This window comes from Paracidovorax anthurii (genome assembly GCF_003269065.1).
Classification (GTDB): Bacteria; Pseudomonadota; Gammaproteobacteria; order Burkholderiales; family Burkholderiaceae_C; genus Paracidovorax; species Paracidovorax anthurii.
Genome location: NZ_QLTA01000018.1, coordinates 37,836 through 50,983 on the forward strand (window position 1 = coordinate 37,836; position 13,148 = coordinate 50,983).

A 13,148-nucleotide genomic window follows, 5' to 3' on the forward strand; every position below is an offset into this window, starting at 1 on the left:
GGCTCCCCCGGCCCGCGCGGGGTTCTCAGCCACCGGCCCCGTGCGCGCGGATCTGCGCCACGCGGGGCAGTTCCACGCGGAAGACCGTGCGCCCCTCGCGCGAGCACACGCTGATCGATCCGCCGTGCCCCTGCACGATCTGGTGCACGATGAAGAGCCCCAGCCCCAGCCCCTGGTGGCGGCCCGGCTCGCGCTCGCGCCCCCGGAACGGATCGAAGAGCTGCGGTATGAGCGGGGGCGGGATCTCCCCGCCGTTGCGCACCGTCATCGCCACGCGCTGACCATCGCTGCCGTCCAGGTGCACCTGCACGGGCTGCAGCGCGTCCCCGTGGTGGATGGCGTTGCCCAGCAGGTTGGCGGCCACCTGGCACAGGCGCTCCGCGTCCCACTGGCCGCCGAGGTCGCCCTCGCGGGTGACTTCGATGGCGCGGTCCGGGTGGCTCGCATGCCATTCGGCGGCGGCGCGCTGCACGAGCGCGGCCAGGTCGGCGGGCGCGGCCCGCACGGGCAGGCCGCCGAACTGGCGGGCACGCGTCACGTCGAGCAGGTCCTCGATCATGCGGCCCATGCGCTGGGCGCTCGCGTGCACCTTGTCCGCCAGCACGTGCACCTTCTCCGGCTCCTGCGGCCGCTTGAGCACCACCGCGCTCGCGAGGATGGCGCTGAGCGGGCCCCGCAGGTCGTGGCTGAGCACCGCCATGAACATCTCGTTGAGCCGCAGCGCCTGGGTGCGCTCCTGCAGCTCGCCCGCGAGCGCCACCTTCTGCCGGTGCAGTTCGAAGAACACGTTGGCCTTGCTGAGCAGCATGTGGGGGTCGATGGGCTTGTAGAGGAAGTCCACGGCCCCGTTCTCGTAGCCCTTGAACTGCCAGTCCTGGTCGCGCGAGCCGGCGGTCATGAAGATGAGCGGGATGTGGCGTGTGCGCTCGCTGCCGCGGATCAGTTCCGCCAGCTCGAAGCCGTTCATCTCGGGCATCTGCACGTCCAGCAGCGCCAGCGCCACGTCGGTGTGCGCCAGCAGCAGCTCCAGCGCCTCGGGCCCCGACGCGGCCGTGAGGATGTGCACGCCATCGCCGCGCAGCAGGGCCTCCAGGGCGATGAGGTTCTCGGGCACGTCGTCCACCAGCAGGCACTTGACCGGAGCGGCCGCGCGCGCGGGCAGCTGGGCCGTGGGCACGGACGGGGGCGCGATCATGCGCGCGCTCCGTGCGGCAGGGCGGCCAGCAGCTCGGCGATGCGTGGCGGCGCGAGGACGCGGGTCGGCGTGCACAGTTGCAGCGCCGCTTCGGGCATGGGGGTCATGGAAGCGCTTTCGGGATCTTGCACGATGGTCGCGCCGCCGGCGGCCTGCACGGCGGCGATGCCCTGCGCGCCGTCCTGGTTGGCGCCGGACAGCAGGATGGCCAGGAGCCGGTCGCCATAGGCGTCGGCGGCGGACTCGAAGAGGACATCGATGGAGGGCCGGGAAAAATGCACGGGATCGTCCACGGAGAGGGAGAGCGTCGGGCCGGCATCGATCAGCAGGTGATAGTCGGGCGGCGCGAAGTACACGGTGCCGGGCTCCACCGGCTCCTTGTCCTGGGCTTCGCGCAGCGGCAGCGCGCAGCGCGGCTGGAATATCTCGCACAGCAGGCTGGGCCGGTCGCGCGGCAGGTGGAGCACCACGAGCACCGCCGCGCGCTGCGGGGCGGGCAGCGCCGGCAGCAGGACCGACAGCGCCTCGACGCTGCCGGCGGAGCCGCCGATGACGACGGCATCGAAGGAGCGGCCGGCAATCCAGGGCAGGCCGATGCTCATCATGCGCCCCCCCGCTTCTGGTAGATGCGGTCCTGCGCCACCAGTTCGTCGAAGGCCTGCGCATGCGAGGAAAAGCGCAGCGATTCCTTGGAGCCCAGCCCCAGGAAGCCCTTGCGGCACAGCGCCTCCTCGAACAGGCCGAGCGCGCGGTCCTGCAGTTCGCGGTCGAAGTAGATGAGCACGTTGCGGCACGAGACGAGGTGCACCTCGGCGAACACGCTGTCGGTCGCGAGGCTGTGGTCGGAGAAGACGATGTGCCGGCGCAGGCTCTTGTCGAACACCACGCGGCCGTAGGCCGCCGTGTAGTGCTCCGAGAGCGATCCGCGCCCGCCCGAGCGCGCGTGGTTGTCGGTGAAGGCGGGCACGCGCTCGATGGCGTAGACGCCCGCCTCGGCCTTCTGCAGCGCGTTGGCGTTGATGTCGGTGGCGTAGATGAGCGTGCGCTCCAGCAGGCCTTCCTCGCGCAGCAGGATGGCGAGCGAATACACCTCCTCGCCCGTGCTGCAGCCCGCCACCCACACCTTGAGCGACGGGTAGGTGCGCAGCAGCGGCACCACCGTCTCGCGCAGCGCGCGAAAGTAGCTCGGGTCGCGGAACATCTCGCTCACCTGCACGGTGAGGTATTCCAGCATGGCGGGGAACACGTCGGGCTCGTGCAGCACCAGGTGCTGCAGCTGCGACAGCGAGCGGCAGTGAAAGCGCGTGAGCGCCGTCTGCAGACGGCGCTTGAGCGAGGCCTGCGCGTACCCCCGGAAGTCGTAGTGGTAGCGGCGGTAGATCGCCTCGACCAGCAGTTGCTGCTCGATCTCGAAGGTCTTCCTGCGCAGCGCGGAGGCGGGGTCGTCCGGAGCGGTCACTTGGGCATCCACACGCGCACGAGCGAGAGCAGTTTCTCCACGTCCAGCGGCTTGGCGATGTAGTCGTTGGCGCCAGCCGCGAGGCACTTCTCCTGGTCGTCGCGCATCGCCTTGGCGGTGAGCGCGATGATGGGCAGGCGGCGCCATTCGGGCCGCTTGCGGATCGCGCTCATGGCCGCGAAGCCGTCCATCTCCGGCATCATGATGTCCATGAGCACGAGGTCCAGCGGCGGCGCGTCGCCGGCCTGGGCCCGCTCCAGCGCCTGCAAGGCCTCGCGGCCGTTGCGCGCGATCTGCACCTTGGCGCCCGTGGGTTCGAGCACGCTGGAGAGCGCGAAGATGTTGCGCACGTCGTCCTCCACCACGAGGATGGTGCGCCCCTCGAAGGTGGACTCGCGGTCGCGCACCATGCGCAGCATCTGCTGGCGCTCCGCGGGCAGGCTGGATTCGATCTGATGCAGGAACAGCGTGACCTCGTCGAGCAGCCGCTCGGGCGAGCGCGCGTCCTTGATGATGATCGACTTGGAGAACCGCCGCAGCCGCTGCTCTTCGTCGCGCGAGAGCGTGCGGCCCGTGTAGACGATCACGGGCGGGAAGGCCACGTCCTCCTCGCCAGCCATCTGCTCCAGCAGCTCGTAGCCGCTCAGGTCGGGCAGGTTGAGGTCCATCACCATGCAGTCGAAGGTGCTGGCCCGCAGCAGCTCCAGCGCACGCTGCGCCGTCTCGGCGCCGATGATCTCCACTTCGCCATTGGCGAGCAGGTGGCGCACGCTCTCGCGCTGGCGGTCGTCGTCCTCCACCACCAGCACGCGGCGCAGCGCCTGGGTGAACTTGGCCTCCATGCGCCGCAGGGCCTGCACGAGTTCCTCGCGCTTGACGGGCTTGAGCGCATAGCCGACGGCGCCGCGGCCCATGGCCTCCTGCGCGTAGTCGGCCACCGACACCACGTGCACGGGGATGTGCCGCGTCGCGGGATTGCGCTTGAGCTGGTCCAGCACGCCCAGGCCCGAGAAATCGGGCAGGTTCATGTCGAGCACCACGGCGCTGGGCATGTAGTCGATGGCCGCCGCCAGCCCCTCGCCGCCACTGTGCACGGCCACGCACTGGAAGCCCATCTCGTGCGCCAGATCGACCAGGATGCGCGCGAAGCGCACGTCGTCCTCCACCACGAGGATGAGGCGCTTGTCCTGCTGCAGCCCACCCCGGTCATCGGCCACCGCCGACAGCGCGCGGCGCAGCGCGTCCGGCGCGGGCGCGAGGGCCGGCTGCTCCACGGGCTCCACCGGCGTGGCCGGGGTGGCACTGGCCGTGGCCACGGCGCGCACGGGCGACGGCGCATCCGCCGGCGATGCGCCCTGCCCCCCGGGCAGCACCAGGGTGAACACGCTGCCCTCGCCCTGCGTGCTCTGCACCGAGACGCTGCCGCCCAGCAGTTGCGCCAGATCGCGCGAGATCGACAGCCCCAGGCCCGTGCCGCCGTACTTGCGGTGCGTGCTGCCGTCGGCCTGGCGGAAGGCCTCGAAGATCAGCCCCTGCTGGTGCTCGGGGATGCCGATGCCCGTGTCCCGCACGGAGAAGGCCACCTGCCCGTCCGTCTGGACGGCCACGCGCAGCGCCACGTCCCCGCGCTCGGTGAACTTGATCGCGTTGGACAGCAGGTTCTTCAGGATCTGCCCCAGCCGCTGCGCATCGGTGCGCAGCAGGGCGGGCACGCCGGGCTCCACCAGCGCGCTGAATGCCAGCCCCTTGTGCTGGGCCAGCGGCCGCAGCGGCTCGGCGATGGCCTGCACCGTGCGCGCCACGTCCACGGGCTCGATCTCCACCGAGACCTGCCCGGCCTCGATCCTGGCGAGGTCGAGGATGTCGTTGATGAGCGTGAGCAGGTCGTTGCCCGCTCCGTGGATGGTCTCGGCGTACCGCACCTGCTCCTCGGTCAGGTTGCCGGCCTTGTTGTCGGCCAGCAGCCGGGCGAGGATCAGGCTCGAATTGAGCGGCGTGCGCAACTCGTGGCTCATGTTGGCCAGGAACTCGCTCTTGTACTGGCTGGCCTGCTCCAGGTCGCGCGCCCGGTCGGCGAGGGCGTCCTGCGCGCGCAGCAGTTGCTGCTTCTGGTATTCGAGCTGCTGGGTCTGCTCTTCCAGCTGGGCATTGCTCTGCTCCAGCTCCGTCTGCTGGGCCTCCATCTGGGCCTGCGATTCCTGCAGCACCCGGCTCTGCTGCTCCAGCTCCTCATTGCTCACGCGCAGCTCTTCCTGCTGGGCCTGCAGCTCCTCGGCCTGGCGCTGCGTTTCCTCCAGCAGCGCTTCGAGCTGGAAGCGGTCCATGGCCGAACGCACGGCGGCGGCCAGCAGCTCCGACGCGCGCGCGAGCAGGTCGATGTCGATGTCGCGCACCGGGCGGAAGAAGCCCAACTCGATCACGGCGTGCACGGTGCCATCCTGCACCGCGGGCACCACCACCAGCTCGGCCGGTGCGCTGCGGCCCACGCCGGATTCCACGGCGAGGTGGGGCGCGGGCACGTCCTTGGCATGGATGGCCTGCTGCGACTGCGCTGCCTGCCCGATCAGGCCCTGCCCGACCGCCACGCGCTCCGCGCCGGGATCATCGGACAGCGCGTAGCCGCCGAAGCGGCGGAACACGCCATGGCCCTCGGCAACGTAGGCGGCCGCCACCCGGGCGCCCAGCCACTGGGCCAGGTATTCGAGCGCGCGCGGGCCCAGCTGGTCGAGGCGCTGCTCGCCCTGCAGCTGGGTCGCCAGCCCCACGAGGGCGCTCTTGATCCAGTTCTCGCGCGCCCTGGCACGGTGGTCGGCCCCGGTCATCGCGGCCGCGCCCAGGATGAGCAGCAGCAGCACCAGCGAGCCGCCCCAGGTGAAATACGCGCCGAAGAGCGCCGCGTCGTCCCAGGCCCGGCGCCGGTCCTCCAGTTCCTCGCGCTCGGCCGAGACCATCTCGCGCACGAGCCCGCGGATCGCGTCCATCGTGGCGCGGCCGCGGTCAGTCCTCACCAGGGCCATCGCCGCCTCGACCTGGCCCGACTGGCGCAGGGTCACGGTCTCGTGCAGCTCGGCCATCTTCTGCCGCGCGATCGGAAAGAGCTGCTCGTAGCGGCGCAGCTGGCGGGGAGAGTCGGACACCAGCCCCCGCAGCCGCTCCAGCTCGGGCTCCAGGGAGGCCTGCGCGGTGTCGTAGGGGCCGAGATAGCGCGCCTCGCCGGTAAGCAGGTAGCCGCGCTGACCGGTTTCCGCGTCCTTCAGGATCGACAGCACGTACTGCATCTGCACGATCGACTCGACCGCCGCGTTGATGCGGCGCACGGCATCCCAACGCCCCTGCTGCGACTGGTAGGTGAAAAGCGCGATGACGGCGGTGGCCAGCGCGGCGAGCACGAAGCCCAGCTGCAGGCGCAGGGGCATCCTGTGGTGGCTTTTTTCGGAGGGGAGAAGGCGGGAGGGCATGGGGGCGGCCGAGGAGGAAGGCGCCGATGATAGAGCCCGCCACCGCCGCGCCGCGTAGGCCGCGTCCTGCAACGCCAGGAGCACCCGTCCGGCGCCTACCGGCCGGCCTGCAGCGCCCGCAGGCGCTCGACCTCCTGGCGCAGGGCCTCGTTCTCCGCGGTCAGGTCCTGCACGCGCCGGCGCAGGGCCTCGATGCCGTCCGGCGGCACGGGCTCGCCCGCGTTCTCCGCTGCGGAATCCCCGTGCATTCCTTCCGCCGGCGCCGCTTCGGCGCCCGCGGGCTTGCGCCGGGCCTCGCGCGCCCGCTTGGCGGCCTGGCGCAACTCGTCCTTGCCGGCCAGGGCGGCGGCGCGCTGCTCGTCCTCGGGCAGGGTGGCCACGGCCGCCGCCGCGTTGATGGAGATCGTGCCGGAACGCACGGCCGCCACCAGTTCCGGCGCGGCCTGCTTCTGGATCTTCTCGATCATCACCACCTGGCTGCTGCTCAGGCGCGCGGCGCGGGCGATGGCCTCACGGCTGTTCAGCGGCGCGGCCTCCGGGGGCGCGGCGGCCGGGTCCGCGTCGCCCGCAGACGGCGCGGCGGCGCCCGGGGCGCCGGGTGCGGCGTCCTCGTCCCAGGGCGCGTCCGGGGACTGCGGCGCGGCGGCGGCCGGCGGGGCCGGCGTCCGCTGCGCGAGGATCTCCCGCTTGCGCAGGGCGAGCACGCCGCGCTGGAAGTCCGACACGCTGCGGCGCCCCAGGTGCTGGTCGATCATCCACAGGTGCACGTCTTCCATCGAGCGGAAATGCGGGTGCTGGACGGTATTGAACGGCAACCCGTGCTTCTGGCAGATGCCGTAGCGGTTGTGCCCGTCCACGAGCACGTCGCCCCAGAGCACGAGCGCGTCGCGGCAGCCTTCCGCGAGCAGGCTGCGTTCGAGCGCGCCGTGCTCCTCGGGCGTGAGCGGGTCGATGTAGGCCTTGAGTTCTTCCTTGACGATGATGGGCATGGGGCAGTGCAGCGATGGGCCGGAAAGGGGCGGCATTGTAGAGAGCCGGGCGTTCCGCCCCGCGAATTCCCGCCCCGGCGGGCCGCGCGGCGCGACAATGCGCGCCATGCACATTCCCCGCCGGCCCTTCGACCGCTCCCCCAGCTTCCGGGGGCAGCTCACCCTGTGGTTCGGCGCCCTCTCGATGGCCAGCGTGCTGGGCGTGGGCTTCTACCTCGGGCGCATCGCCACCGAGGATCTGGCGCGCTTCAGCGGCGAGCTGCTGCACACCACCGCCCGTTCCGCCTCCGACCTGCTGGCGACCAACCTGCGCGAGCGCATGCTGGAGATCGATCTGCTGCGGCAGTCGTACCTGCTCACCCAGGGCCCGCTGGACGGCGACGCGGTCCGCGCAACGCTGGACATGCGCAAGGAGGCGCACAGCGAATACGCCTGGATCGGCGTCACCGACGCGAACGGGCTCGTGCTGCAGGCCACGGGCGGCATCCTGGTGGGCGAGCGGGTGGACAAACGGCCCTGGTTCCAGGCCGCGCGCTCCGGCCTGTTCGTGGGCGACGTGCACGAGGCCGTGCTGCTCGCCAAGCGCCTGCCCAACAAGCGCCTCGACCAGCCGCTGCGCTTCATCGATTTCGCGGCCCCCATCGTGGATGGCACGGGCCGGCTGCGGGGCGTGCTCGGCGCGCACGCCCACTGGTACTGGGTGACGGAGACGGTGGAATCCATCGTGCTGGACCGCGCGGCCGGCAAGCAGATGGAAGTACTCATCGCCGACAAGGCGGGCAACGTGCTCTACCCGTTCCAGCACGCCGGCCAGTTGCGGCTGCCCGAGGCGGTCGATCCGCAGGAGCGCTACGAGCGCCTGCAGTGGAGCGACGGGGCGCAATACCTCACCAGCACCGTGCGGCTGCCTGCCACGGGCGCCGCCGACCTGGGCTGGCGCATCGTGGTGCGCCAGCCCGTGGACGTGGCGCTCGCGCCGGCGAGGGCGCTGCTCCACCAGCTCGCGCTGCTGGGCGCGGTCATCGCACTGCTGTGCGGCTTCGCGGCCTACCGGCTGGCCCGGCGCTTCAGCCGCCCCCTGGAGCAGCTGGCGATCGCCGCGCACATGATCGAGCGCCGCGAGGGCACGCCCACCTACCCCGACGGTGCCCACCCCGCCGAGATCGCCCAGTTGAACCACGCGTTCCAGTCCATGACGGCATCGCTGCTGGAGCGCGAACGCGAGCTGTCGCGGCTCAACGCCTCGCTGGAGAACCAGGTCGCCGAGCGCACGCAGGCCCTGCACCACGCCAACCAGGAGCTGGAGAACCTCGCGATCCGCGACCCGCTCACCGGCCTCTACAACCGCCGCCGCTTCGACGAGATGCTGCGCGAGTGCACCGACCGGTGCCGGCCATCGGGCCGGGGCTTCGCGCTGATGGTGGTGGACGCGGACCACTTCAAGCGCGTCAACGACACCCACGGCCACCAGACGGGCGACGCCGTGCTGCGGCAACTCGCCGGCATCATCACCGGCAACGTGCGCGCGACCGATTTCGTGGCCCGCTTCGGCGGCGAGGAGTTCGTCGTCCTGCTGCCCGAGCCCCAGGACCACGAGGAAGGCCGCATGGTGGCCGAGAAGATCCGGCTGGCGGTGGGCAAGAGCACCTTCCCCGGCGCGGGCCGGCTCACCGTGAGCATCGGGCTGGCCTTCCACCAGACCGGCGACGAGACGTCCGAATCGATCCTGGAGCGCGCGGACAAGGCGCTCTACCGCGCCAAGCAGGACGGCCGCGACCGCGTCTGCGTCGCCGGCACGGCGGGCTGACGGAAAAGCCCGCCCCTTCCGACGGCCGGCCCCGGCCCGGCCGTTATCATCCGCGCGCTCGCCGAAACACCATGAAACACGCGCACCGCATCACGCCCGTCCTGCTGCTGGCCCTCTGGCTGAATGCATGCCTGGGCTGGGCCCTGCACGAGGCCGGCCACCTGCGCCATGCGCTGCGCCCGCCCGCGGCGGCCAGCGCCGACGCCGCGCCGCGGGGCACCGCACCGGCGCCGCAGGAGGATGGCGACGAAGGCTCCGCCGACCCGCACGGGCTCTGCGCCTGGTGCCTGGCCTTCGCCCACCTGGGCAATGCCGCAGCGCCCTCCCTGCCGGCGCTGCGGGTGCACGCCGCTGCGGCGGACCCGCCCGCCCCCGCCACGGCGGCCCGCGCCGGGGGCCGCGACGGCGCATCGCCCTTCTCGGCGCGCGGCCCGCCCGGGGCCCTGCCCGCATGACCGCCTGACGCCGATGCGCCATCGCGGCGCACCGGGCTGGCGCCCGACCGGGGCATGGCCCCCGGAGGGCGCATGCGCACCCTTTCGCACCCTTTCGCACCTTTTCGCACCGTTTTTCCGCAGCCCCGCGCCACGGCCCGGGGCCGGCATCCTGCCGCACGCCCCGGGCATCCGCCGCGCGCGGCGCCGCTGCATCGCCTGTTTCTTTCTCCAAGAGTGTTTCCATGACTGCTTTCTCCCGCTCGCCCGCCTTCACGGCACTGCCCCTGGCGCTCGCCGCGGCCACCCTCTTCGCGGGCACGGCCCGCGCGCAAACCGCCACCGACGCCGCGCCCGCCACGGCGGCGGCCGAGCTCTCCACCATCGAGATCGTCGGCCGCACCGAATCGGGCACCTACCAGGCCCAGGAAGCCTCCGGCGCCAAGACCGACCTGCCGCTGCGCGAGCTGCCGCAGTCGGTGCGCGTCATCACCCGCCAGGCCATCGACGACCTGGGCGCCACGCGCCTGGACGACGTGCTCGACTACGTGGGCGGCGTCTCGCGCCAGAACAACTTCGGCGGCCTCTGGGACAACGTGGCCATCCGGGGCCTGCCGGGCAACGAGAACACCGGGTCGGCCACGCTGCTCAACGGCTTCTCGGGCAACCGCGGCTTCAATGCGCCGCGCGACATGGCCGGCGTAGAACGCATCGAGTTCCTGAAAGGCCCGGCCGCCGCGCTCTACGGCAGCAGCGAGCCCGGCGGCACCCTCAACATCGTGACCAAGCGCCCGCAGTGGACATCCGCGAACGCCGTGGAAGGCTATGCCGGCAGCCACGGCTACAAGCGCGCGGCCCTGGACAGCACCGGCCCGCTGGGCGAGAACGTGGCCTACCGCCTCAACGTGGCCGCCGAGGACCGCGACAGCTTCCGCGACCACGTCAGTTCGCAGCGCCAGGTGGTGGCGCCGGCCTTCACCTGGAAGCTCGGCGGCGGCACGGTGCTGGACTACAGCGGCGAATACCTGCGGCACCGCGCGCCGCTGGACCGGGGCGTGGTGGCGGTGAACAACCAGCTCGGCGCCCTTCCCCGCAGCCGCTTCCTGGGCGAGCCCGCCGACGGCGACATGACGGTGGAGAACGTCACCCACCAGCTCTCGCTGCTGCACGAGTGGAACGCGCAGTGGCGCAGCCGCATGGCGCTGTCGTACCGCACCACCAGCATGGAAGGCTTCTCCACCGAGGCCTCCACCCTGCTGTCCGATGGCACCCTGCGCCGCCAGCGCCGCTACCGCGACTTCTCCTCGGACGACACGGCGCTGCAGGCCGAGCTGATCGGCAACGTGCAGTGGGGCGGCATGCCGCACGAGCTGCTGATGGGCGTGGAGACCTACCGCTACACGCTGGACGCGCGCATGCTGCGCATCAACCCCACGGCCGCAGCGCCCTACGGCATCAACATCTTCAACCCGGTGTACGGCCAGCCCCAGCCCACGCCGGGCCCCAACACCGACTTCACCGAGCGCCAGCGCAACCTGGCCTTCTACGCGCAGGACGCGATCCAGATCGCGCCGCAGTGGCGCGTGCTGGCCGGCGCGCGCTTCGACCGCTATCGCCAGAACTACGACAACCACCGCACCGGCACGACCGACGGGCAGGACCCCACGGCCGCCTCGCCGCGCGTGGGCGTGAGCTGGCTGCCCAATGCGCAGTGGACCGTGTACGCCAACGCCGGCACCTCCTTCCGGCCCAACAGCAGCTTCACCTCGTCGGTGGGCCGCAACGGCCTCCAGCTCGACCCCGAGAAGGGCCGCGCGCTGGAGCTGGGCGTGAAGTGGGAGAGCGCCGACCAGCGCCTGGGCGCCACGGCCGCGGTGTTCGACATCACCAAGCGCAACATGCTCACCACCGACCCGCTGGACGCCAACTTCCAGATCACGGCCGGCAAGGTGCGCAGCCGGGGCGCGGAGTTCGACCTGGCCGGGCAGCTCAGCACCCACTGGCGCCTCAACGCCAGCCTGGTGCTGAACGACGTGGAGGTGGTGAGCGACAACACGCTGGAGATCGGCGGACGCCTGCTGAACGTGCCGCGCGTGAACGGCAGCGTGCTCGCCGTCTATGAGGACGCGCTCGCCGGTGGCCAGCGCTACGGCGTGGGCGGCGGCGTCACGCACGTGGGCAAGCGCCTGGGCGCGGCCCGCACGCAGGCCGAGGCCACCGCCGGCACGCCGGCCTTCGAGCTGCCCGCCTACACCACCGCCAAGCTGGTCGCCTACTGGCGCCTCACACCCACGATGCGCCTCACGCTCGACGTGGACAACGTGTTCGACAAGACCTACTACACCACCTCGGTCAGCCGCCTCTGGGTCACGCCCGGCACCGCGCGCACGGTCACGGTGGGGCTGCAGGCGCGCTTCTGACGCGGACCGGCCCCGGCGCGAGCCGCGCCGGGGCCGGTACCCGGAAGAAGCGAGGATGCCCTATTGCTACCATTCCAATAGCAAACTATTCAGCAAACACGGCGACATGGAGGCCAGAACGCTTGTATCTGGCACCCGAGAGGCCCCGGGAAGCCTTCAGCGCACCTCGCTGACGAACTGCTCGCGCGGGCGGCGGATTTTCTGCAGGTTCACCAGCCAGTCGCCCTCGGGATGGCGGTAGCCCAGCGGCAGCAGGGTGACGCTGCGCAGGCCGCGCGCGCGCAGGCCCAGGATCTCGTCGAGCGCATCGGGCTGGAAGCCTTCCATGGGCGTGGAGTCCACGCCCTCGGCCGCCGCCGCGATCAGCGCGGCGCCGAAGCCGATGTAGACCTGCCGCGCGGCGTGCTGGAAGTTCACCTCCGCGCCGCGCTGCGGGTACGAGCCCAGCAGCATGTTGCGGTAGTTCTCCCAGCCCTCGTTCTTGAAGCCGCGCACCTCGTTCGTGTAGTCGAACATGTGGTTGATGCGCTCGGGCGTGTAGTCGTCCCAGGCGGCGAACACCAGCAGGTGCGAGCCCTCGGTGACCTGGGCCTGGTTCCAGGCGATGGCCTGGATGCGCGCGCGCACCTCGGGGTTAGTGACGACGATGATCTCGTAGGGCTGCAGGCCGCTGGAGGTGGGCGCGAGCCGGGCCGCCTCGAGGATGCGGTCCACGGTCTCCTGCGGCACGGCGCGGGCCGGGTCCATCTTCTTCGTGGCATAGCGCCACTGGAGCGCGTCGAGCAATTGCATGGTGTCGGTTCCTGTCTGTTGAGCGTTGGTGAAATCAGGAGCGACCGAGTGTAGGAGCCCGCGAGCCGCCCCGCCGGCACGGGTCTTTGCGCTCCGTGGTAGTAAGCACCAGGGAGATCAATGGTCAGAGCCCCCCGAACAGCCCGCCCTCGTCCAGCAGCGCATAGGCGATCGCGGGCTGCCGCTCCATGCCCTTCCTGATCGCCGCGGCGAGGGCCTGCCGGGTCTTGCGGCACAGGCCCCGCTGCTCGTGCACCAGGATGGCGATGCCGCGCAGGCTGCGGACCTCGTTGGGGCCGGGCGACAGGCTCAGGCGGATGCCCAGCTGCTCGGCCATGCGCTGCTCGATGCGGCGCAGGTCGTCCAGGCTGGCCACGTTCTCCAGCCGCTCCACCAGGCGCTTCTCCTCCTCCCGCGTCAGGCGCAGGACCCGCGCGTCGGCGCCCGGGTCGCGCAGGAACGCCTCCAGGTCGCAGATGCATGCGCCGGGCGGGCATTCGGTACGGACCGGAACCGGGAAGGGGTGGGTGGACATGGCGTGCCAGCGGAAGTCGGTGCGCGCATTCTAGGAACGAAGCCCCCCGCCGGCGCGGC

General features: G+C 71.6%; 10 protein-coding genes. 3 read left to right on the plus strand and 7 right to left on the minus strand.

Annotation, left to right across the window (positions count from 1 at the left end):
• Positions 1-25: 25 nt before the first annotated feature.
• From AX018_RS10980 to AX018_RS11000, 5 genes are all read right to left on the minus strand, one after another.
• Complete coding sequence (locus AX018_RS10980) at positions 26-1,195, minus strand: hybrid sensor histidine kinase/response regulator (RefSeq protein WP_111877326.1); 1,170 nt, start codon at positions 1,193-1,195, stop codon at positions 26-28.
• On the minus strand, positions 1,192-1,800 hold the full coding sequence (locus AX018_RS10985; protein WP_111877327.1) for a chemotaxis protein CheB: 609 nt from the start codon (positions 1,798-1,800) through the stop codon (positions 1,192-1,194). Before AX018_RS10985 ends, AX018_RS10980 begins: the two co-directional genes overlap by 4 nt.
• Complete coding sequence (locus AX018_RS10990; protein WP_111877328.1) at positions 1,797-2,654, minus strand: CheR family methyltransferase; 858 nt, start codon at positions 2,652-2,654, stop codon at positions 1,797-1,799. Before AX018_RS10990 ends, AX018_RS10985 begins: the two co-directional genes overlap by 4 nt.
• Positions 2,651-6,112: a response regulator gene (locus AX018_RS10995; protein WP_211322412.1), complete on the minus strand. Its 3,462-nt coding sequence runs from the start codon at positions 6,110-6,112 to the stop codon at positions 2,651-2,653. The genes AX018_RS10990 and AX018_RS10995 overlap by 4 nt, the downstream gene beginning before the upstream one ends.
• A 95-nt stretch (positions 6,113-6,207) precedes the next feature.
• Complete coding sequence (locus tag AX018_RS11000) at positions 6,208-7,101, minus strand: ParB N-terminal domain-containing protein (RefSeq protein ID WP_111877330.1); 894 nt, start codon at positions 7,099-7,101, stop codon at positions 6,208-6,210.
• Positions 7,102-7,207: 106 nt separating this feature from the next.
• On the opposite strand from AX018_RS11000, the gene AX018_RS11005 reads away from it, so the two are divergent.
• From AX018_RS11005 to AX018_RS11015, 3 genes are all read left to right on the plus strand, one after another.
• Positions 7,208-8,908 carry a sensor domain-containing diguanylate cyclase gene (locus tag AX018_RS11005; RefSeq protein ID WP_245951511.1) on the plus strand — a complete coding sequence of 567 codons (1,701 nt, stop codon included), beginning with the start codon at positions 7,208-7,210 and terminating at the stop codon, positions 8,906-8,908.
• 71 nt (positions 8,909-8,979) lie between these two features.
• A complete protein-coding gene (locus AX018_RS11010) occupies positions 8,980-9,363 on the plus strand; it encodes a hypothetical protein (RefSeq protein ID WP_111877332.1) in 384 nt (127 codons plus the stop codon).
• A gap of 224 nt (positions 9,364-9,587) precedes the next feature.
• Positions 9,588-11,762, plus strand: coding sequence for a TonB-dependent siderophore receptor (locus AX018_RS11015; RefSeq protein WP_111877333.1), 2,175 nt, complete (start codon positions 9,588-9,590; stop codon positions 11,760-11,762).
• A gap of 156 nt (positions 11,763-11,918) precedes the next feature.
• Here AX018_RS11015 and AX018_RS11020 read toward each other — a convergent pair whose 3' ends face one another.
• Together AX018_RS11020 and AX018_RS11025 are read right to left on the minus strand one after the other, a co-directional pair.
• A complete protein-coding gene (locus AX018_RS11020) occupies positions 11,919-12,554 on the minus strand; it encodes an NAD(P)H-dependent oxidoreductase (RefSeq protein ID WP_111877334.1) in 636 nt (211 codons plus the stop codon).
• Between the two features lie 124 nt (positions 12,555-12,678).
• A complete protein-coding gene (locus AX018_RS11025; RefSeq protein ID WP_111877335.1) occupies positions 12,679-13,089 on the minus strand; it encodes a hypothetical protein in 411 nt (136 codons plus the stop codon).
• Positions 13,090-13,148 lie beyond the last annotated feature (59 nt).